At 36.5% G+C, this 22,500-nt stretch carries 21 protein-coding genes (1 of these 21 only partly in view); 9 read left to right on the top strand and 12 right to left on the bottom strand.

Going from position 1 to position 22,500, the window contains the following annotated elements:
- Positions 1–41 precede the first annotated feature (41 nt).
- The gene (gene cofG, locus GXZ72_02420) at positions 42–1,118 is read left to right on the top strand and encodes a 7,8-didemethyl-8-hydroxy-5-deazariboflavin synthase CofG (protein HHT18405.1); all 1,077 of its coding nucleotides are present in this window, start codon (positions 42–44) and stop codon (positions 1,116–1,118) included.
- A 42-nt stretch (positions 1,119–1,160) separates the two neighbouring features.
- Here the strand turns inward: cofG and GXZ72_02425 are convergent, their stop codons facing one another.
- From GXZ72_02425 to GXZ72_02440, 4 genes are all read right to left on the bottom strand, one after another.
- A complete protein-coding gene (locus GXZ72_02425) occupies positions 1,161–2,975 on the bottom strand; it encodes a PAS domain S-box protein (protein HHT18406.1) in 1,815 nt (604 codons plus the stop codon).
- A 68-nt stretch (positions 2,976–3,043) separates the two neighbouring features.
- Positions 3,044–3,475 carry a response regulator gene (locus GXZ72_02430; GenBank protein HHT18407.1) on the bottom strand — a complete coding sequence of 144 codons (432 nt, stop codon included), beginning with the start codon at positions 3,473–3,475 and terminating at the stop codon, positions 3,044–3,046.
- A gap of 339 nt (positions 3,476–3,814) precedes the next feature.
- Positions 3,815–6,814 carry a PAS domain S-box protein gene (locus GXZ72_02435; protein HHT18408.1) on the bottom strand — a complete coding sequence of 1,000 codons (3,000 nt, stop codon included), beginning with the start codon at positions 6,812–6,814 and terminating at the stop codon, positions 3,815–3,817.
- 296 nt (positions 6,815–7,110) lie between these two features.
- Entirely contained in the window at positions 7,111–7,842 is a 732-nt protein-coding gene (locus tag GXZ72_02440) for a class I SAM-dependent methyltransferase family protein (protein HHT18409.1), read from the bottom strand.
- 346 nt (positions 7,843–8,188) lie between these two features.
- On the opposite strand from GXZ72_02440, the gene nuoE reads away from it, so the two are divergent.
- The 8 genes from nuoE to comE all read left to right on the top strand — a co-directional run bounded on the left by nuoE (position 8,189) and on the right by comE (position 16,641).
- Positions 8,189–8,641, top strand: coding sequence for an NADH-quinone oxidoreductase subunit NuoE (nuoE, locus tag GXZ72_02445; protein HHT18410.1), 453 nt, complete (start codon positions 8,189–8,191; stop codon positions 8,639–8,641).
- A gap of 236 nt (positions 8,642–8,877) precedes the next feature.
- Complete coding sequence (locus tag GXZ72_02450; GenBank protein HHT18411.1) at positions 8,878–9,969, top strand: formate--phosphoribosylaminoimidazolecarboxamide ligase; 1,092 nt, start codon at positions 8,878–8,880, stop codon at positions 9,967–9,969.
- A gap of 276 nt (positions 9,970–10,245) precedes the next feature.
- A complete protein-coding gene (gene psmB / locus GXZ72_02455) occupies positions 10,246–10,878 on the top strand; it encodes an archaeal proteasome endopeptidase complex subunit beta (protein ID HHT18412.1) in 633 nt (210 codons plus the stop codon).
- A gap of 76 nt (positions 10,879–10,954) precedes the next feature.
- Positions 10,955–12,859 (top strand): beta-CASP ribonuclease aCPSF1, encoded by a 1,905-nt coding sequence (locus tag GXZ72_02460; protein HHT18413.1) that lies wholly within the window; start codon positions 10,955–10,957, stop codon positions 12,857–12,859.
- A gap of 172 nt (positions 12,860–13,031) precedes the next feature.
- Positions 13,032–14,057: a phosphoribosylformylglycinamidine cyclo-ligase gene (locus GXZ72_02465; protein ID HHT18414.1), complete on the top strand. Its 1,026-nt coding sequence runs from the start codon at positions 13,032–13,034 to the stop codon at positions 14,055–14,057.
- A 101-nt stretch (positions 14,058–14,158) separates the two neighbouring features.
- Positions 14,159–15,187 (top strand): Ldh family oxidoreductase, encoded by a 1,029-nt coding sequence (locus tag GXZ72_02470; GenBank protein HHT18415.1) that lies wholly within the window; start codon positions 14,159–14,161, stop codon positions 15,185–15,187.
- A 367-nt stretch (positions 15,188–15,554) separates the two neighbouring features.
- Positions 15,555–16,046, top strand: coding sequence for a sulfopyruvate decarboxylase subunit alpha (gene comD / locus GXZ72_02475; GenBank protein ID HHT18416.1), 492 nt, complete (start codon positions 15,555–15,557; stop codon positions 16,044–16,046).
- Positions 16,047–16,071: 25 nt separating this feature from the next.
- The gene (gene comE / locus GXZ72_02480) at positions 16,072–16,641 is read left to right on the top strand and encodes a sulfopyruvate decarboxylase subunit beta (GenBank protein HHT18417.1); all 570 of its coding nucleotides are present in this window, start codon (positions 16,072–16,074) and stop codon (positions 16,639–16,641) included.
- A 19-nt stretch (positions 16,642–16,660) separates the two neighbouring features.
- Here comE and GXZ72_02485 read toward each other — a convergent pair whose 3' ends face one another.
- From GXZ72_02485 to GXZ72_02520, 8 genes are all read right to left on the bottom strand, one after another.
- On the bottom strand, positions 16,661–17,221 hold the full coding sequence (locus tag GXZ72_02485) for a flavin reductase family protein (protein ID HHT18418.1): 561 nt from the start codon (positions 17,219–17,221) through the stop codon (positions 16,661–16,663).
- Positions 17,222–17,271: 50 nt separating this feature from the next.
- Positions 17,272–17,781 carry a nitroreductase gene (locus GXZ72_02490; protein ID HHT18419.1) on the bottom strand — a complete coding sequence of 170 codons (510 nt, stop codon included), beginning with the start codon at positions 17,779–17,781 and terminating at the stop codon, positions 17,272–17,274.
- Between the two features lie 240 nt (positions 17,782–18,021).
- Complete coding sequence (locus tag GXZ72_02495; protein ID HHT18420.1) at positions 18,022–19,176, bottom strand: aldo/keto reductase; 1,155 nt, start codon at positions 19,174–19,176, stop codon at positions 18,022–18,024.
- Between the two features lie 114 nt (positions 19,177–19,290).
- Positions 19,291–19,581: a phosphoribosyl-ATP diphosphatase gene (locus GXZ72_02500; GenBank protein HHT18421.1), complete on the bottom strand. Its 291-nt coding sequence runs from the start codon at positions 19,579–19,581 to the stop codon at positions 19,291–19,293.
- Positions 19,578–20,381, bottom strand: a complete 804-nt coding sequence (locus GXZ72_02505; protein ID HHT18422.1) for a CBS domain-containing protein — start codon at positions 20,379–20,381, stop codon at positions 19,578–19,580. Before GXZ72_02505 ends, GXZ72_02500 begins: the two co-directional genes overlap by 4 nt.
- The gene (locus GXZ72_02510) at positions 20,374–20,628 is read right to left on the bottom strand and encodes a DUF504 domain-containing protein (GenBank protein ID HHT18423.1); all 255 of its coding nucleotides are present in this window, start codon (positions 20,626–20,628) and stop codon (positions 20,374–20,376) included. The genes GXZ72_02505 and GXZ72_02510 overlap by 8 nt, the downstream gene beginning before the upstream one ends.
- Positions 20,629–20,666: 38 nt before the next feature.
- Positions 20,667–22,031 carry an Asp-tRNA(Asn)/Glu-tRNA(Gln) amidotransferase subunit GatB gene (gatB, locus tag GXZ72_02515; protein ID HHT18424.1) on the bottom strand — a complete coding sequence of 455 codons (1,365 nt, stop codon included), beginning with the start codon at positions 22,029–22,031 and terminating at the stop codon, positions 20,667–20,669.
- 36 nt (positions 22,032–22,067) lie between these two features.
- Positions 22,068–22,500, bottom strand: the 3' end of a protein-coding gene (locus GXZ72_02520; protein ID HHT18425.1) for a radical SAM protein. 575 nt of this gene lie beyond the right edge of the window; 433 of the gene's 1,008 nt are visible here — the last part of the coding sequence; the start codon falls outside the window, past its right edge; its stop codon occupies positions 22,068–22,070.

Here is a 22,500-nt window from a genome sequence, read left to right on the forward strand (position 1 = left end):
CACTTAAAAATCAATCTGGAGATTTTGGAAGGATAAAAAAAATGTTATCCAAAGAAGAAATAGTTTCTCTGTTAAATGTTCAGGGAAACAATGTTTTAGATTTAATGAAGCAAGCCAATTCACTCCGGAAAACCCATGTCATTACTTTTTCAAAAAATGTTTTCCTGCCTTTAACCAATATTTGTCGGAATGATTGTGGTTACTGCACATTCCGCAGGAATATTGAAGATCTTGATGCAAAGTTAGTATTAACTCCCCTTGAAGTTATGAACACAATCCGCAAAGCAGATACTTACCAATGCAAAGAAGCTCTTTTCACCTTTGGAGAGCAAGCTGACACATATCCCCAAGTTAAGGATGCCCTTGAAAAAATTGGATTTAGAGGAATGTTAGATTACCTCTACTACCTATGTGAAAGGACACTTCATGAAACAGATCTACTACCACACAGTAACCCAGGCATACTCCGAAAAAATGAACTTAAAATGTTAAAAGAAGTGAATGCTTCAATGGGTTTGATGTTAGAAAATTCCAGTCCACGTTTAATGGATAATCCAGCTCATAAAAACAGTCCTGGTAAAGATCCTAAGTTGAGGATTAAAACTATTGAAAATGCAGGAAAATTAAGTATACCCTTCACCACAGGACTTCTTATTGGGATTGGAGAAAGTTTGGAAGAAAGAGCAGATTCCCTTCTGGAGTTAAGGAGGATTCAGGACAAATACGATCATATTCAGGAAATCATCATCCAGAATTTCAAACCAAAACCCGGTATTGAAATGGAAAAACAGCCAGAGCCATCACTTTTTGATATGATTCGCATGGTAGCAGTCACTAAAATACTTTTCCCAGAATGTGGAGTGCAAGTCCCCCCAAACCTTAACCATAACACAGCCCCCCTCTTTATACTATCCGGTGCAGATGATTGGGGAGGGGTTTCCCCTTTAACCCAAGATTATGTTAATCCAGAATCCCCCTGGCCCGAACTAGACTATCTTGAACAAGTTACTCAGGAAATAGGGTTTGATTTAGAAGAAAGATTACCAGTGTATCAAAAATATGTTAACAAAGAGTTTTTAAGTGAAACAATTTTTCAAAAAATTACAAAAAATGATTAATTCTGAATTAATTAAAGTTAGGACTGCAATAGAAATATCAACTCATCCTCTTCTCTTATCTGGGAAAGATAATCTGAATTTAGTTCCCTCATCATTAAAATGTTCTAAGGTTCCTTTAAGTTGTAGTGTTAGGGTATGTACTATTAGAAGCCCTAGTGAATCAGTTTTTTTTATATCAACATCATCAGGTATTCCAACACCATTATCAGCAACTTCGAGTAAATAATTTTTCCCACTCCTGAAAAGGGTAATTGACACTTCACCACGATTTTGTCCTGGAAATGCATGTTTAAAGCAGTTTGAAAGTAGTTCATTCACAATGAGGCCCATGGAGATTGCAGTGTCAATTTCCAAATTTATTTCACCACATTTTAAGCTAACATCGATATTATTACTCTTTTCACGATAGAAACCTAAAAGCATGTCCACCAAACTTTTCAGATATTCAACAAAATCAATGTGGGCCAAGTCTTTTGACTGGTATAATTTTTCATGGATCAATGCCATAGACCGGATTCGGTTTTTGCTTTCCTGGAACATTTTCAGAATTTCGGGTTCATGGGTGTATTCGGACTGTAAATTCATGAGGCTGGATATGATCTGGAGATTATTTTTAACTCTGTGATGAATTTCCCTTAGAAGAACTTCTTTTTCCTCTAATGATGCCATGATTTGATTTTCAGCAGCAATCATATCACTTATGTCTACAAAGGTAGCCAAAACTCCCTGAATATTTCCGTCAGCATTCATAAGAGGCGCAGTAGCCATCATAGTATGTATCATCTCACCATTCTTTCTTGCACATTCCAGTTCAACATCTGACTTTGATTCATTAGAAAGAGACCTTTGTATGATGTATTGGAATTCTTCAGAGTTTTTTCCATTCAAAAATGGCAAATGTTTCCCTAAAACTTCTTCACTCTTCCAACCGAATATATTTTCAGCAGCAGGATTCCAAAGGGATTTTACTCTGCCATCTGGATATAAATCTACGATTGCAAAGGGAGAGGCATTTATAATGGTTTCTAAATAAGCATTTACATCAGATAAACGTTCTCGACTTTCTATCAAAGCTTTTTCAGCATTTTTACGTTGAGTAATATTTCGGAATATTATTTGAATAGCAAATATCTTTCCTTGCTTCATTATGGGAGCATGGTGCATCTCTAAGTATATAACTTCCCGGTCTTGCAACACTTTTATTTCCATTGGTTTGTCTTGATCTCTTGTTAAAAGCTTATCCAAAAAATCTTCTTTAAAAATAGAATCATCGGCAAATGACTTGAAAATTTCATTGATGTCTTTTCCAATACATTCCTCTTTTGATATGCTAATATCTTCATTTAAACGTTGATTTATATCCAAAACAACTCCATCAGGATCTACAACCACTACATAATCCGGGGATAAATCAAAAAGAGTTTTATATTTCTCTTCACTTTTTGCTAATTTTTCTTGGGCCTTTTTCTTTTCTCTAAATTCTTCTGCCTCACTAAGGGCCCTTCGAACGGAATGTCCTAATTTTGAAAGGTTGTGTTTGAGAACATAATCAGTTGCCCCTTCTTTAAGCATTTCCACTGCAAATTCTTCCCCCATCTGTCCGCTGACAAAAATAAATGGAGTTTGTGAAGAAATATCTTGTGTAATATTCATTGCAGAAATACCATCAAAATGAGGTAGTGAATGGTCTGCTAGAATAACATCAGGACCAAAATTATTTAACGCTTCACGATATTCTTCTTCTGTTTCCACACGGCAAGAAATGAAATCAATACCATCTCTTTTAAGTTCAGCCTCCATTAACTCCACATCTAACGGAACATCTTCCAATATCAAAATTTTAATGGTTTCGTCCATAAAAATTTCCCCAATAATATAACTATAAATTACTGGCAATCGTTTAAATCAAGTTCCTCCAACTCCAACTAAGGTGGTTTGTTTATTAGCATCCAATATAATCCTAAAGTGGAAACTGCATCAATAAAATTGTCGAATTCCACAGGTTTACCCACGTAACTGTTCACACCTAACTTGTAACTTTCCACAACATCTTTATCTTCTTTGGAAGAAGTTAAAACCACAACCGGGATTTTACTAGTGTTTTCATTTGCCTTTAGATCCTTTAAAACTTCGAAACCGTCAACTTTAGGCATGCGGAGATCAAGTAGAATTAACCTAGGCAAGTCATCTGGATTCCTATTTGCATATGGGCCTCTAGCATGAATAAAATCAAGGGCTTCTTCCCCATCTTTAACCCAAACCAATTTATTGGCTAAATTATTTCGTTTTAAAGCCCTCATGGTTAATTCTGCATCAGTGGGATTGTCTTCCACCAGAAGAATTTCCAAATCATCCATATCCACCATAAAAACCTCTTTTAGTAAACTTCTGTGTTAATCTTGAGATAACCATTGACTATTATTTTGTAAGACAATCTAAAATTAAACTATCATAATTAGATGCCCTAATTTTACCAACACCACCTTCAACTTTAACTGTACAAATTATGTCTTAATTGCCAATTTCCATCTATGATATGTCCACAAATTGTAATTGAACTATTGAAAACAATTTCATAGACTTTGTGTCCAGTACAGGCAGGTTATCAATATTATTCGTGTGTCTTGAAGGTTTAAGTAATCCAAATTCATATGTTATGAAGATTAACTACAATCTAATATTATATTGTAGGTGAATTAATCTTCAATTGGAATTTTAATAATGAATTTAGCACCCGCATCTCCTTTAAATTCTATTGATCCTTCAGATTGTTCTACGAATGTTCTTACTAGTTGTAAACCGAACGAATCAGCTGTTTCTACTGATATATGTGATGGAATTCCAATGCCATTATCGGAAACTGTAATAATCAGTTCTTGATCAAGACTTTCAACTTGAACCATGATCTCTCCGGCCGCATCATCAGGAAATGCGTGTTTCAATGAATTTATTACTAATTCACTTATGATTAGACCAGATATTACTGAAATTTCCATATTTAGAGCAATATCATTGGTTTTGATATTTAAATCCACATTTTTTGCTCCATGGGAACGTAAAATATCATCTAATATATTTTCAAGGTATTCTCCTAAATTTACAGTTTCAAAATCGTCTGATTGGTATAACTTTTCATGAATCATTCCAAAAGAACGAAGGTAACTTTGTCCTTCTTCCAACTTTTCAATAATTTGATCAGTTACGTATTCGGAATGGAGGCGATTCAATGTAGAAATCATTTGAATGTCCCTTTTAACACCATTATAAATATTTTTAATAGTTTTTTCTCGTTTTTGAAGTGTTTCTTGGGATTTTAACTCTTTATTTTTTATTTCTGACATTTGAATTTTAAAATCACTCTGAAGCTCTGATAGTTTTTTTTCCTTTTCTTGAACTTGTTCTTCAAGATTAACAATTTTAGATAATGCAGAATTAGTTTTATCCAGTTGATTTTCCAAATCAAGAGATTTTTTAAGCAAATCTTCCTCAATTTTTTTGCGATTGCTTATTTCTGCTTCTAATGCATTATTTGAATCTTGAATTTCAATAGTTTTAGTCTTAAGATCTTTTTCAAGGAGTTTTAAAGTCTCTTTAAGAGTTTTTTCCCTATCTTTAAAAGATTCAAGCTCATTAACTTGATTTTTAATGTTTTCTTTAAGTTTTTGTGATTCTTCCTGGAATTTTCTATTTATTTCTTCATTTAATTTTTCCATAGAACTTATTTTTACCTTGTTTTCTAATATTTCCCTATTGAAAGATTCTTTTAGTCCTTCTAATTCATTATTTTTTTCTTTTAAAGAAAGTTCTAGTTTTTTGATATTATTTTGACTTTTTTCCATGGCTTCTCGGTGTTGGGTCACATTACGACCTACGGACTGGTATTCTGATATATTTCCATTTTCATCAAAAATAGCCCGAGTAACCCATTGCCACCATATGATGACCCCATTAAACATCTTTGTTGGGCTTTCAAAGATTTTTATAGGGTTTTCTTCATCAAAAGAACGGAATTGATCCTTAATTTTATCTAAATCTTCTTTGGAAAGAGAAAAAACATGGCCGGATTTATTTCCAAATCCAAATGATCGATAATATGCCTCATTAGCAAAGGTTAATTCGAAATCTTTATTGAAACGGCAAATTATATCACTCTGATCATCTACAACTGAACGGTACAAACTTTCATTTCTTTTCAGTTCTTCTTCGTCTTGTTTAATTTTGGTAACATCAGCTAGTGTGATAATCAAACCTTCTGACAATTTATAAGATTTTAATTCAACATAGCTTGGAAATGTATCCTTAAGGAATGTTTTCACCATGCTGGACGGTTTACCGGATTGTAATGTTTCCCTAGACATCCCTTCAAGTTCTTCATCCCAAAATGATTGAAAGACGTTCTGAAATGATTTGCCAATAAAATTATCTGTTTTTAAATCAAGAAATTTGTGAACCATTTCATTAGAATATGTGCACTTTAAGTCCTTGTCAAAAGCTATTACGGCTTGATTTAAATTGTTTAAAATATTTTGGTATTTCTCCTTACTATTTTTAAGAGATTCCTCAAATTGGCGGTTTTGAGTGATGTCTTGGAATTGTACTAAATAACTATCAATAGTGCCACCCAAATGTAGTGGAGTTATGAAAAGACTTAGGCAAGTTAAACCTTTTTCTGTTCTTTCAAATCCTAACTCTAATAACTCTTCAAAATCAAATTTAAATTCAAAATTAACTTCCAAACCTTTCTTTAAATTCTCTATTTCTTGAGGTTTCAGTTTATAATCTTTAAAAAGATTGAATTGTTTTAATTGAGTTGTATCTTTAGCACCAAATAGACGGATACAGGCAGGATTGGCGTCTAAAAACTTTCCCTTAGCATCGAAAATCTCTGTTGCTAACATGGATTGATAAAAAATAGCCCTAAATTTCTTTTCCTGTTCTTTGAGAGATTCTTCATCCTTTAATTGTTGAGTAATGTCCTTAAATACAATTTGTATTCCTGAAAATCCGCCTTTATCGTCTCTGATGGGATTAATATTATATTCAACATGAATAGCCTTACCCTCTTCCTTCTTTAGAATAGATCTATCAGTTATTTCTGTTTTTTCAATGAAAAGGTTTTCCATTAAATTGTAATCTTTAACTCCTTTAATTGGAAAGACTTCATTCAACACCTCATATGTTGCGTCAAACTCTTTTAACCCAGTTAAATTAGATGCAAATTCATTGATGTAGACAACATCACCTTTAAAGTCAATTATTATTATTCCAGAATTTTCAAATTTATTATCTAGTTCTTCCCCAATTTTGAACAGACTTTTACCCAGTTTATGTTCATGGAGTGCGACTGCAATCGTTTTTTGAAGATCTTTTTCCTCAAATGGTTTGATTAAATATGCATCAGGATTGGTGGTTTCAGCCCGTTCACGGGTTTTAGCATCATCATAAGCAGTTAAATATATGACTGGAATATCCCTAAAGCTTTTTATTTCCTTAGCAGCATCTATCCCATCACCCTTGCCCTTAAGCATTATGTCCATTAAAATTAGATCTGGTTTAATTTCTTTAGCCTTTTGAACAGCTTCTTTACGTGAAAAAGCAAATGATGGGACATCATAACCCCATGTTTTAAGTTTCCTCTGGATTTCCATGGCAGTGAGCCCTTCATCCTCCACTACCAATATTTTTGTTGCCACCATATTCATACCCCATAATACATTACTCCTTATAATTTAATAACAATATTGTTTATTGCAATCAATATCTTTATTGTTACTATATAATATATTTTACGTATCCCCCATAATTTCTAAAAAATATTAAAAATAAAAAAAAACAGGAACAGCGTATTAAATTGTGTAAACTCTTTAGTTTTTAATCTAATTTGAATGCGTAAACATTTTTAATCAACCGATTATTAAAAATAGACAAAATTTTCTATTAATAGAATAAGGAACTTTATTGAATTTTCTTTGAATTTCCGATTGAAGGGAATTTAATTTTTCCTCACTTTGGCATCAACCACAACATGATAAACTCCTGGAGAATATTTTTTAATAATTCTCTGATTTAGAATATCCACTTCATAACCATTTGCAGCTTTCTGAACTCTTCTAGCAGGCCTTTTGAACTTCAGTTTGTCAGGAACTGATTCATGATAATGAATTACACCCTCATCCTTGAGTACATCCATGGCCACATCCAGATACTCATCAGTGTTTCCAATGTATCCCATTAAAACCCTATCAGCAATGTTTCTAGGAGCTAAATCCCTGCAGTTTCCTTTAATTGGTTCAACTATGTTCTGGATTTTGTTAATCTCAATGTTTTCAGTGAGATAATCGTAGGCAACTGGATTTATTTCCACTGCATATATTTTCTTAGGATTTCCATGAACTGCCATTGGTATGGTAAAATAGCCTATTCCACTGAAAAGATCAACAACTGTCTCCCCATCTTCAACTATTTGAGACATTCTCCTTCTTTCCGTGGTGTTTCCCTTGGACCACATAATTTTTGAAACATCAAGCTTGAAAAAACAGTGATTTTCCCGGTGAACTGTTTCAGTACCATTACCAATAATCACTTCAACATCCGGCTCCCTCTGAACACCCTTTATTCTGCCCAAACGCACCACACGGTTTACTCCTGGAATTTTCAGAAGTTCTTGAGGATTGTTAATGTTCTTTTTCAAAACCAGAATATCTCCAATGACCTTACCCTTCATACTATCATTTCACACATTTTTTAGTCATAAATAATATGGGTTAGTTTTATTTTAAAAATTTCAACTCAGCCATATTCACTCTCTTTTTTAAGTTTTAATCTTTTTCCATATATATGGCTCTTCAAACTGCTTAGATAAATCAGAGCTTAATCTTTTCATTTTTCCTGAAAATCATCCGATTCTCTGCTATTACAATATTACTTGAGGCCAACTGCAAAAATTACTTTAATAATTTTGGATCCAGATACTAATATCTTGAAAAGTCATGAATCTGATGATACCTATAAAAACAATAAGAATATCAATAAGAAAACAAGTCAAGATAATAGAATAAGGAGAATCACAAATGGAAAAAGGACTTTTAGAAGTATTATCCTCTTATCAAGGAATTAGATCAGAACTAATCCCTATTCTACAAGACATCCAATCAAATTTTGGTTATCTTCCTGAAGAAGTAATAGAAGATGTGTCAAAGTTCACCAGAGTTCCTGTTAGCGAGATATATGGAGTGGCATCTTTCTATTCACAGTTCAGATTCACCCCCAAAGGCAATAATCACATCATGGTCTGCACTGGAACTGCATGCCATGTTAAAGGTGCAGATAAAATCGTGGAAGGAATAGAAAGACATTTAGACATAGAAGAAGGTGGTGTGACGTCTGATAGGGAATACTCCCTTGAATCTGTGGGTTGCCTCGGATGTTGCGCACTGGCTCCCTGTGCTACTGTAAATGATGATATAAAATCAAATATAACCATAAAAGATATTAAAAAAATCTTTCGGCAGAAGAAAAAATAAAAAATAAACTATCTTTAAATAACACTGCTGATGATTGATTATTCTATTATTAAATTAACATCCTATTTTTTTATTAAATTATTAATAACATGTTTTAATCATTCATTATTAGTTTTAGAATTTTAAAAATCCCTACACCAAATTTTAAAGAAGTTTCTATCAAAAAGTCAAGACACAAAACATAACTATCACCAAGACAAAAAACCAAATAAAATAGTTTAAATGGAGGGATGCATTTGGGTAAAGTAAACCGAGATGAAATTCTAGACATCCTCAATGAATATAACAAGGATGAAATAACTATAGCCACCCTGGGAAGTCACACCTCCCTGCACATACTAAAAGGAGCTAAGGATGAAGGATTCCGTACAGCAGTGGTTTGTGAAAAAGGTCGTGAAGTGCCCTATAAACGATTCAAAGTAGCTGATGATTATATTATGGTGGATAAGTTCAAAGACATTGTTGATGGAGAAGTTCAGGACAAACTCAGGGATATGAACAGTATTGTGATCCCCCATGGATCATTTGTGGCTTACGCAGGGCTGGACCGGGTTGAAAATGATTTCAACGTACCCATGTTCGGCAACCGAGACATACTGCGCTGGGAAGCTGAAAGAGACTTGGAGAGAAAATTGATGCTGGAAGCAGGCATCAGAATTCCGCAAAAATATCAAGACCCATCAGATATTGACCGTACAGTTATGGTAAAATTCCCAGGAGCAAGGGGAGGTCGAGGATACTTTGTGGCCTCGTCAACAGAAGAATATCATGAAAAAATAGACTCCATGCTACAAAGAAACTGGATTGGAGAAGAAGATGTGAATCTGGCCCATATTGAAGAATATGTTTCTGGTTGTAACTACTGCATCCACTTTTTCTACTCTGCACTTAAAGATGAAGTAGAAGTTACGGGTATGGACAGCCGCTTCGAATCCAACATTGATGGACTGTGCAGAATTCCAGCCAAAGACCAATTAGACATTGGTATGGATCCTTCCTATGTAATAACCGGTAATCACCCTGTAGTTATGCGAGAATCCCTACTACCCCAAGTATTTGATATTGGGGACAACTTGGTGGAGGGTGCAAAGAAACTAGTGCCTCCAGGTATGAACGGCCCATTCTGCTTGCAGACCCTAGTTAACGATGATCTGGAAGTGATTGTCTTTGAAATGAGCGCCCGTATAGATGGGGGAACCAACACCTTCATGCACACGTCTGCCTATAGTTACCTCCTCTTCGGAGAATTCATGAGTATGGGGCGCAGAATATCCCATGAAATAAAAACTGGGATTTCTGAAGACAAATTAGAGGATATTATAACCTGATATCTTTTTAATACCATCTATCCTTTTTTTTATCCTTTTTTATATCCAATGAAAAAACAATTGCCCACTCGCTAATAAGATTAGCTTGTTTGAAAAAATAATATGAAAAGGATTTATTGGTTAATGAAAAGACTTATATATGCTTTGCCTGAAAAAAAGACATAAAAAGCTGCTAATTTGATGAAATTTAACTAGCAATATTTATATACAATGAATTTTAAAGTAGCACATAGAAAGTTGAGCTATTTTTTATTTATGTTTTTTTGAGGTGTATCTATGAATGATAAAAATCGACTTGAAGGCACTACAACTGTTGGTTTAACTTGTAAAGATGGAGTTGTATTTGCTACTGAAAAAAGAGCCACAATGGGTAATTTAATCGCCCACAAAGTGGCCGATAAGATCTTCAAAATTGATGATCACATTGGAACCACCATTGCCGGTGCTGTCTCCGATGCCCAGAGCCTGATGAAATATATCAGTGCAGAAGTGGCGCTATTCAGACTCCGAAACGGTAAACAAATCAACGTTGAAGCCGCTGCCACCCTCACCTCCAATATATTACACTCATCCAGAGTTTACCCATTCTTTGTCCAGACCCTTTTAGGAGGAGTGGATGATAAAGGCCCAGCCCTTTACTCCCTGGATCCAACTGGAGGAGTTGTCAAGGATCTGATGATTGCTACTGGTTCAGGGTCACCTATGGCCTATGGTGTTCTTGAAGACCGTTACAGTGAAGATCTCTATGTTGAAGAAGGTGTAGATGTGGCCATACGAGCCATTAAATCTGCCATGGAAAGAGATGCATTTTCTGGAAACGGAATCTTGGTTGCCACTATAACCAAGGAAGAAGGATTTAAAAAATTTTCCGACGAAGAAGTTGACAAAAAAATTAAAGAAATAAACTAGTTTTAATTATTGTAAAATACCTAAAGAACCCAGATTTCGGGTTCAAACTATTTTCTATTTTTTTAGAAGTGATGTTATGGGTTCAGAGATTCAAGAAATCAAAAACACGATAGTACAAAGATTACCCGACCGAGTTCAAGTAGCAAAAGTGGAGTTTGAAGGACCAGAAGTGGTTATTTACACCAAAAACCCTGAAATAATTACCGAAAACGGTGATCTTATCCGGGATTTGGCCAAGGACATTCGAAAAAGGATCATCATACGTTCTCATCGTTCGGTACTCACCGAACCGGAAGAGTCAATTAACCGCATCCACAGTATTGTCCCTGATGAGGCAAAGATCACCAATATTTCTTTCGATGATGTGACTTGCGAAGTCATCATCGAAGCAAGGAAACCAGGGCTTGTCATAGGTAAATACGGATCTACATCCCGTGAAATTGTAAAACAAATTGGTTGGGCACCTAAAATATTACGTACGCCCCCTATTTCTTCTGAAATAATACAAAGAATTAGAAGGACACTAAGAAAGAACAGTAAAGAGCGTAAGAAAATCCTTCAACAATTGGGGAATCGTATTCATCGTCCAGTATCTATGGAAAATGAATGGGTCAGGCTCACTGCTTTGGGAGGTTTTCGTGAAGTGGGAAGATCATCCCTCTTCATGCAGACATCAAACAGCAAAATCCTCCTAGATTGTGGAGTTAATGTTGCTGGAACAGATGATAAGAGCTCTTATCCCTATTTAAACGTGCCAGAATTTGTTTTAGATGATCTTGATGCAGTTATAATATCGCACGCCCATTTGGATCATTCAGGATTCCTACCCTACCTTTACCATTACGGTTACGAGGGTCCTGTTTACTGTACCACACCCACCAGGGATCTTATGACCCTATTACAACTGGATCATATTGACATTGCCCACAGGGAAGACAGTCCATTACCTTTCAATGTTAAACACGTTAAAAAAAGTATTAAACACACCATAACCTTGGACTATGGGGAAGTTACGGACATAGCCCCTGACATCCGTCTCACATTACACAACGCTGGTCACATTCTCGGTTCAGCCATTACCCATATGCATATTGGTGATGGACAACATAACTTCGTTTACACCGGAGATTTCAAATTCGAGCGAAGCAGATTACTAGAACCTGCTGTATCAAAATTTCCACGTATCGAATCGCTAGTCATGGAAAGCACTTACGGAGGGCATGAAGATGTGCAGCCCACCAGAAATGATGCAGAAAAGAATATAATTAAGACCATATATCAAACTTTAGAACGTAAAGGTAAGGTTTTAATTCCTGTTTTTGCTGTAGGAAGAGCTCAAGAGATGATGATTGTCTTAGATGAATACATTCGGCATGGAATTATCGATGAAGTGCCGGTTTATATTGACGGCATGATCTGGGAGGCCACTGCCATTCACACTGCCAGACCAGAATACTTGAGCAAGGATCTTAGAGACCAGATATTCCACATGGGACGAAACCCATTCATATCTGACGTGTTCCACAAAGTCAACGGTGTTGAAGAACGAAAAGACATTGTAGAAGGAGATCCTGCCATCATACTCTCAACATCAGGTATGTTAACCGGCGGAAACTCAGTGGAATACTTCAAATGGTTGTGTGAGGATGAAAAGAATTCATTGGTCTTTGTAGGATACCAGTCTGAAGGTTCACTAGGACGTAGACTGCAAAAGGGTTGGAAAGAAATACCAATTAAAGAAGAAGGTAAAACTAATGTTTATAATGTTAAAATGGGTATTGAAACTATAGAAGGATTCAGTGGACATTCTGACCGTAAGCAACTAATGGACTACGTGCGTCGCATAAGTCCCAAACCAGAAAAAATCCTGATCTGCCACGGGGATAACTATAAAACATTAGATCTTGCCAGCAGCATCTACAGAAGCTTTAAAATTGAGACTAAAACTCCTATGAACTTGGAAACTGCTAGAATACAGTAGTTTTCCTTTAACCTTTTTTTAAACAATTAAGAATAAAATCAGGATGTTTCCAACAACCGAATCATATTTATTTCTTTGGAACTTTTTTTTCTTAACTTTTATTAGCATCAAAACCAAAGCATATTATAGATAGTTAACTTTTAATTATAGTTTTAACTAGGGTGATTTATTCATGGTAACCTATTCAGAATCAGGGGTAGACATTAGCTTGGAAGAGGTCACTGTCAGAGCCTTAACCCAAAAACTAAAAGGAACTCTTGAGTATCAAGATGTTATAACAGAAACTGGTCACTTTGCTGCCTTGGTCCGTCTGGGAAACCAGGCTTTGGCCATGAGCACTGATGGAGTGGGGAGTAAAATCCTGGTGGCAGAGATGATGGAAAAGTATGACACAGTAGGTATTGACTGTGTGGCTATGGTAGTTAACGACCTGATCTGTGTGGGTGCCCGTCCACTGGCCCTGGTAGACTACTTAGCAGTGGAAAAACCCGACCCAGAAGCAGCCATCCAAATCGCCAGCGGCCTTGCCGAGGGATGTCGCCAAGCAAACACAGCTATGATCGGGGGCGAAACTGCTTCGCTACCTGAAATTGTCAGGAACTTTGACCTCGCAGCCACTGGAATAGGCGTGGTTGATCTGGATGGAATAGTTAGTGGAGAAAATATACAAGATGGAGACGTTATAATTGGAATTGAAAGTAGCGGTATCCATAGTAACGGGTTGAGCCTTGCACGCCGAGTTTTCTTCCAAGAAGCCGGTCTTAATGTTGATGATTATCTGCCCACAGACAAAAAAGTAACTGTGGGAGAAACACTTCTAGAACCCACCCGCATTTATGTCCAAGCTGTTTTGGAAGTATTAGATAGTGTTGAAGTTCATGGCTTGGCACATATAACTGGCGGAGGTTTCACCAACCTTAAAAGACTTAAAAAGGGTATAAGTTACCATATTGATAGTTTACCCTCACCTCAACCAATTTTTGAGTTCATATCATCTCAAGGAGTGGAAATTGAAGAAATGTACAGGGTTTTCAACATGGGTGTTGGATTTGCAGTTATAGTGTCCTCAAAAAATTATGACGAGGCTCTTAAAATTATCAAAAAATATTATCCATGCCAAGTAATTGGAAAAGTAGTGGAAGACAGAAAGGAGAAGGTTGAACTAAAAACATTCCAGGGAAATTGGATAGAACTTTAATAAAAAAAGTTCCCAAATAAAAATCCTATTTTAGGTTATTTTAGAAAAATATCATCATATATAAAGTTTAACTATGATTTGCGCATTATGAAGGTGAAAACATGAAAATAACTCCAGAACAGGAATTATCATTGATCATTGAAATGTTAACCAGCTTAGACGTACCTAATAAAGAAGCTTCAATAGTAGCAGAAGTAACATTAGACGCTGACTTGAAGGGTTTTTCATCTCATGGAATAGGAAGATTGCCCCAGTACATTAAAGGGTTGGAAGTAGGTTCTATAAAACCCAGATGTGAAATAACTGTGGAAAAAGAGAATTTAGTCACCGCCCTAATAAATGGTAATCATGGATTTGGACACGTTATAACCTACAAGGCAATGGAAATGGCCATTAAAAAGGCTAAAAAAACAGGGATAGGCATGGTGGGTGTTCATGATTCTAACCATTTTGGTATTGCTGGATACTACACTGACATGGCCATAATGGAGGATCTAATAGGGATTGTTATTGCCAACACCGAACCTGCTGTCGCTCCAATCGGTGGTAAAGAACCAATTCTTGGAACAAACCCCTTAGCTATTGGTATACCCTCTCATAGCCATTATGTTTCTGTAGATATGGCCACATCAGCTTCAGCTCGTGGAAAACTTTTAGAAGCAAAAAGAATGGGTGAATTAATACCTGAAAATGTGGCCCTGGATGCTGATGGAAACCCAACTATAGACCCATGTGCAGCCCTTAAAGGATCTATTTTACCTTTTGGAGCCCATAAAGGATATGCTCTATCATTCATGATTGAAATAATGGCGGGACCACTGGTCAATGCATCTTATGGTAAGGCTGTTACTGGAACTGCCAACCCTGAAATCAAATGCACCAAAGGAGACCTTATCACTGTTATAGATCCATCACAGTTTGTGGATATGACAGACTTCAAAAACGATGTTGATCAATTCATAGAAGAAGTTAAATCAACACCTAACGTGTTCATACCAGGAGATATGGAAGTTAGAAACGTGAAAAAACGTCAAAAAGATGGAATTCCCCTTGATGATAATCTAATAGAACAATTAAAGGAAATAACCATTAGATTAGATATGGACATTACTAATATACTCGGTGAATAAATCAGTATTAATTCACAAATAAGAAAAGGGAATTTTTACAACCCATTACAAATCACAGCCTTGAAAAACACCTTCCAAAAAGAAATTGCAGAGCAATTCTGTCAAAGTGAAATCACCATGTCCTTTATTAGGAAAGGGATGTTTATCCTAACTAAGATAAACCAGACGGGTTCTGCGATTGTGCTTGGAATGACTTGTTGAAAATCGTGTGCATCCTATTAACTGGTAGTAATTTCTCAGAGAAAATTCTACAAGTATGAGTGAAGGATGAAAACCCAAGATGATTGTTACACTACAGTATTCGTCTTGTGATTTTTAAACTGGAGAAATTGTAAGACCAAACAAAAAAAAGTTGGAGAACTATTTCATGGATAGCAGTCAAGCAGTATTCGAAGGATTGATGAAGGCAGGGATCAACTTTGCAGTCAGTGTTCCCTGTGTGAATCTGGCAAAACTAATGAATATGATAGATTGTAACCCGGAAATAACCCATATTCCAGTAACACGTGAAGAAGAAGGATTTGGTATTGCCGCCGGAGCCTATATGGGGGGGAAAAAACCAGCCATTCTCATGCAGAATTCAGGACTGGGAAACTCTATTAATGTGTTAGCATCACTTTACAAACTCTATAAATTCCCCATACTTATGATTATTAGTCACAGGGGTACTGAAGGAGAGTTCATGAGTGCTCAAGTGCCTATGGGTGAAGCCACCCCTGGATTACTAGATGCCCTTGAAATTCCATACCTCAACCCCAAAACACCTGAAGATGCCCTTAAACTAATACCCGAATCATGGTTGTTGGCAGAAATGAGTGGATCACCACTGGGAATATTATTAGATATTGGTTTCTGGTAAACTGGAAATAAGGGGAGAATCAAAAATGGAAAGAATAAAAGCCCTTGAACAGATTGCAAAACAGTTGAAGGATGAACTGGTAATATGTAACATTGGATTCCCCTCCCGCGAGTTGTACCATGTTAAAGATTCTTTAAGGCATTTTTACATGTTAGGGTCAATGGGAATGGCATCATCCATCGGCCTGGGGCTGGCCATAGCTCAGGAACAGAAAGTGATTGTTTTTGATGGTGATGGGAGCCTTATGATGAATTTAGGCAGTTTGATCACCATATGCAACCAAAATCCAAATAATTTAGTACTGGTGGTTTTGGATAATGAGTGTTATGGTAGTACTGGGAATCAATGCACATACGCATCTGCCACTGACCTTAAAAAGGTTGCAGAGGGTATTGGATTCCAAAATACATTTCTTTATACAGAATTCGTGGATAAAATTGATTTTACACCTGTTCTAGAAAGTCAAGGACCGGTTTTTGTCCATGTGAAGGTTAAACCGGGCAATGCAAATGTTCCCGTAATTCCCATGGATCCTGAGGAGATTAAAGAACGGTTTATGAATGAATTACAAGAGAAAAAAATAAACAATAAATAAGATTCATTTTCTCTTTTTTCTAAAACTTCTTTCCAATGGAAAAGGCTTTACCTAAAAATTTTCCAACACCATAATATGATAAATTATCTGTACTATAAATTATTGGATTAATTTTTTCTATAAGGGGCTCGTCATCAAGTAGGGATTCATCAACTTTGATATCCTTTATTTCGCCGATGAATTGGGTGTGTAATCCTATCTTAACAGTATCGATTAATTTACACTCCAAGACAAATGGAAACTCATCTATGTATGGTGCATCCACTGTTTCACTTTTAATTGGAGTCAGTCCAGTGGCTTGGAACTTATCTACATCACTTCCAGATGCTATTCCAAAATAATCAGCTTCCTTTACATATTCTTCAGATGGAATACTGATTGTAAATGCATTATTATCCAATATATTCTGATAACTATAAGTTGCCTCTCTTAAAGAAACAGCAACACATGGTGGAACAGAACAACATATTCCTCCCCATGCTGCAGTCATAACATTAGGTTTTCTATCTTTATCATAAGTGCCCACCACAAAAACTGGTGTGGGATGTACTATAGTTTTTGCTCCAATGGATTTTTTCATATTTTTTAACTCCTAAATCTGTGAATAAATTTATGTGGCGCCATTGTACTTCACCAGTGCTCATAATGCACCAGTACATCTAATTCTTCACGACTTTTTGTCCCAGGTTCGTCGGCAGGATAGCCTAAAGGAGTGAAAAGCAGTGGTTCCACATTTTCAGGTATTTTAAGAATTTTTTTAGCAGCTACAGCATCGAATGCAGCTATCCAACAAGTTCCTAGGCCTAAATCGGTGGCGGCAAGTATAAGATGGTCCATTGCAATGGCAGTATCCACATCCACATAATTCCTACCATCACTGCGTGTCCAGGACTCAGAACGTACCGTACAAGCACATATAACTAGGGGTGCTTGTGAAAACCAGTCTGCGTGGTAAATACGCTTCAGTTCTTCTGTTTTCCCCTCAGTTTTTATGACAATCAAGCGAAATGGCTGTTTATTAACAGCAGTTGGTGCTAGACGTGCTGCATTTAACACTTTTTCCAATTTTTCGTCTTCAACAGCTTTTGACTTGTAGCTACGGACACTGTATCTTTTTTCAATCAAGTCCTGAAATTCCATACTAATCCCCCATCTGAATTAATTAGATTAATCAAATATTATTAGGTGTTTCAAGTTTGTTAACATTTTTTCCTATTTCTTATCCCCTAACTTTATCTTGATATTTGTTGGCGGATCTTCGAAATTTCTTGTACAATACACATTTTTCCAGATTAACACTAAAAAAATAGCAGATTCTTCATCTATCGTGAAATTAATTGGAAAAATGAGAAAATATTTTTTTCCTAAATAATTTTTTTTTTAATTCCCCATTTTACGGGCAACTTCCTTTAGTTTTTCCCTGATGGGTATATGTTGTGAACATAGTTCTTCGCAAAGTCCGCACTCCAAACAATTTCCTGCCATTTCCGTTTCTTTTAACATGAAGTGATACTGATTTCTTACTTCAGAATAATCTTCCAACATTTCTGCTTGGTTCAAATAACTGAAACATCGAGGGATATTTATCCCACTAATACAAGGCATACAATAACCACAAGCACTGCATTCTACTGCAATTTTTGCATGGAAAATATTTTTAACCTTTTCCATTATTTTAACCTCTTCTAAGGTCATTGAATTAGGTTCAGCATATTTAGCTGTGTTTAAGTTCTCTTGCAACTGTTCCATGGTGTTCATGCCACTTAAAACCACGCTAATTTGGGGAATGTTCCAAAGGTAACGGAAAGCCCACTCTGCAGGTTTTTTCTGGACTGGAGATTCATCCCATATTTTCTGAACAGCTGGGGGAACATTATTTGCCAGAACACCACCTTTTAATGGTTCCATGATTGCTACTCCTAGGTTTTTCTCGGCTGCGTATTGTAAACCTTCTTTACCTGCTTGGATATTTTCATCGAGGTAGTTATATTGTATCATGCACATGTCCCATTTATAGGAGTCTACCACTTCTTTTATGAACTCTGTTTCATCGTGAGATGAGAATCCGGTATATTTAATTTTCCCATCAGCTACTGCATCATCTAAGAATTCCAGAACACCTAGTTCTTCCATGTGGATCCATTGTTTCTCTTTTAAAGAGTGGAGAAGATAAAAATCTATATAATCCGTTTGCAAACGTTTGAGTTGTTGTGTAAGGTAATTGTCCATATCTTTTTCATTTTCCAGTAACCAAGTAGGCAGTTTGGTGGCTAGATAAATCTTTTCACGCTGGCTGCTTTCAGAAAGGTACTCTCCAAGAAATATTTCACTGTTTCCTCCGGAGGATGTGCTGATACCATGGTAAGGATACGCAGTATCCAGATAGTTTATTCCCTGATCTAAGGCATGATCCAGTAGATTGGAAGCTTTTTCAACGTCTATTTTAATATTGTTACCCTTTGTTGGTAGACGCATGCATCCGAAACCTAGTATGGAAACTTTTTCCTTAGTTTTGCCCATTTCACGGTACAACATTAAAATCTCAATTTAAATTTTGTTATAAAAAAAATGTCCTTTTAAAAAGGGGATTTAAAATAAAATTCACCAGACTAAATGAAAGATATAGAAAATTGAAAAGTGGATGCATGATTATCCTCTTCTTTTTTCAAATTCACTGTAAAGATCATTGAGATCTATACCTTTATAGACTAAAAGAAGGAGTGTGTGGAATATCAGATCACAAGACTCAGAAACCAAGTTTTCATTATTTTTAGAGGCAATTATGACTTCTGCTGCTTCTTCGCCAATTTTTTCTAGGATCTTATCCTCTGCATTTTTTTCATTGTCTTGCATTAAATTGGAGGTGTATGAATCAATAGGATCATCTCTCCTTTTCTCTAAAACTTGATAAACATCCCTGATAATCCTATCACTCATCATTTTGGCTCCTTATGGTCGTCTTTCCTTAGTGGGCCGGTTATGGCTATAAGAGGGTGTTGTGCATCATCAATGATCTCAATGTCTTCAAATGAAAAAACACCTTCTTTGTCAGCAGTTTTCTCCATTCCTAGCTTAATATCCTGGTTTAAAGTTATCACATAGGAATCAATTTGATCATAGCCTAATTTACGGGCAGCAACTGTTCGGTGATGGCCATCAACCAGTATATAACGATTTCCTGTTTTCACCACTATAGTTGGCTCTGCTAGTCCCCTTTCAAGTTCGTATGTGCGTCCCTGGAGTTCATCAGCATAGACTTTGTTCTGGGTGGGCCTGAGTTGACCAATAGGAACTTTTTCATGAACCAGCTTGGTTTTAATATCATAAAGCTGTTCCAATGTTTTTTTAAAATAACGAACCTTCATAGGAGTGGATCTTTCTATGTGTGAGCGTACGATGTCTGTATTTGTTATTATTCCCACAAGATGTCCTTTTTCATCTATCACTGGTAAACGAGAAATACCCATACGAAACATTACCCGGGAAGCATCATTGAGAGACATGGAATGGGCTGCCACCACCACATCAGTGGACATGATATCTTTAACCAGATGCACCCATGGTTTGAGTAAAAGGTCAAATGCAGTGACCATACCAATAACTTCACCATCTGTTTTCACTGGGAAGCCATCGTGGCCAGTATGTTTCATGAGCTGAATAACTTCTGCATTGGGAGTTTCAGGAGTGACAGTTATAACATCCCGGGTCATGTAATCTTTAACTAAAGTAGAATTAGACATCCGAATCTCCTTTTTTTATGTTTTTTTCCCATACTAACTTGTTTTCACATTCTATTTTAATAATACGGTGGTAAGGGATCATTGATCCGTCGATCATTATCATGAATCCTCCTTTTAGACATTGAATATCAACAGCGGGGATGGTTTTGAGGTTTCCCCTAATACCACGGTGAGAGTATGTAATTTTACAACCACTAATATCCTTCTTAGGATGCCATATCAACATGTCCAGAACTCTTTTAGCCATAAAGTTTTTGACCTTCTAGAAATTCACTGATCTTTTTTTCAAATTTTTTGGTTTTTTAGTTCTTCCACTACCATTTGATTGGTCAAAGCAGGATCAGCCTTCCCTCTCGTTATGCGCATCACTTGCCCAACTAAGAAATTTAAAGCTTTGGATTTTCCCTCAAAATAGTCAGAAACCGCGCTGGGATTCTCTTCTATTGCTTGTTTCACTGCAGACAGTACAGTGTCATCTTCAACCACTCCAACTAATCCCATCTCCGCTGCAATTTCACTGGGCATCTTGGAATTATGGGGGAGTTGCTCAATGATCCTCTGCCCAGCCTTGGTGGTGATTTTCTTATCTTGCAACATCGTGAGTAAATTCACCAGTTGGTCTGTGCTTATGGTACTTTCCTTAAATGTTAGTTTGTTGTAATATAAGACTCGTTTCAACTCGTCTCTCATCCATAGTGCTGCGAATTCCGGATCCAATTGGTGGGCAACTTCTTCAAATGCATCAGCCAGTTCAAGTTCAGAAGTTAGAACTTGAGCATGCTCTTTTTTAATACCATATTCTTTCACAAAACGTTCTGTTTTGATATGAGCTGGTTCTGGCATTTGTTCTAGGAAAGTTTCAACTTTATCTGCTCCAATAATCATTGGTGGCAGATCAGGATCAGGTATATGACGGTAATCATCTGTATCCTCTTTAAGCCGCATAGGGACTGTTATCATCTGAGATTCAAGGAAAGCACGTGTTTCCTGTTTGATTTCAATACCTCTTTTGATTAGATTTTTTTGGCGCACCATTTCGAACTGTAAAGCCTTGTATGCTCCTTTAATAGAGTTTACATTCTTAATTTCAGCCCTTTTACCCCCTTCCAGAGAGATGTTTACATCAGCACGCATAGTACCTTCCCCCCGGGCACTTCCACTATATTCTAAAACCCTTATAAGTTCTCTTAAGAATTTTCGAGCTTCTTCAGGAGATTTCATGTCTGGTTCAGTTACAATCTCGATTAATGGTATCCCTGATCGGTTGTAATCAACAATTCCCATATCTGGTTTGTATTGACCAGGATCTTCTTCTATGTGAACTTCTCTGATGCGAACTCCATTTAGATCTCCTTCGAATCCTATGGGAATTGATGTCCTCTGGAATCCTGAGGGAAGATCAGGATAATCATAATGTTTGCGCATGAAGTAGGTTACTTCTGGATTTATCTTGCAACCTAACATTAGAGCAATCATCAACGCACCATCCAGAGCTTTCTGGTTGGGGGGGTATGGTTTGGCTCCAGGCTGATTCAAGCATACATAACATATGTTAGTGTTGGGATCTGCCTCCTGGTAGTTAGTGTGACATGTGCAAAACAATTTTGATTCTGTTTCGAGTTGAACGTGGATTTCCAATCCGCACTTCATCTTAATGACTATTCCTCCTAAAATAACGAGTTAAATTTAGACCTTGTACTCTGTTTTATTATTACGACAACTATTGATATATCTTTTTAGGAATGGTTCCAGTCCACTTTTAGGACTTTCACCCCCCAGACAATTCAAATCGGTGAAAGTTCCCTTTAATTCCCTACCAGCCCATAGAACCTCTTCTTCAACTCTTCTACCGTGCCGAGTGCCAAACATTTTAAATAATGGGAATTTTGTAATGCCATTAGCCCCTGCAAGTAGTAATGGACCGATATTTGCCAAATTATCAACCCATGTTCCGGTGATTATCTCCAATTGGGGGAATTGTAGCCTAGTGGCTGCAACTACACCAGCATAGTACAATGAGGCTGGTTGAGGAGTGTTAGCATAGGGTGTGTCTGGGTGTGGGTTTAGGGAGTAAAATATGACTCGATGGATTTCTAAAGATTCAATCATCTGGAAAAGA

Source organism: Methanobacterium sp. (genome assembly GCA_012838205.1).
Taxonomy (GTDB): Archaea; Methanobacteriota; Methanobacteria; order Methanobacteriales; family Methanobacteriaceae; genus Methanobacterium.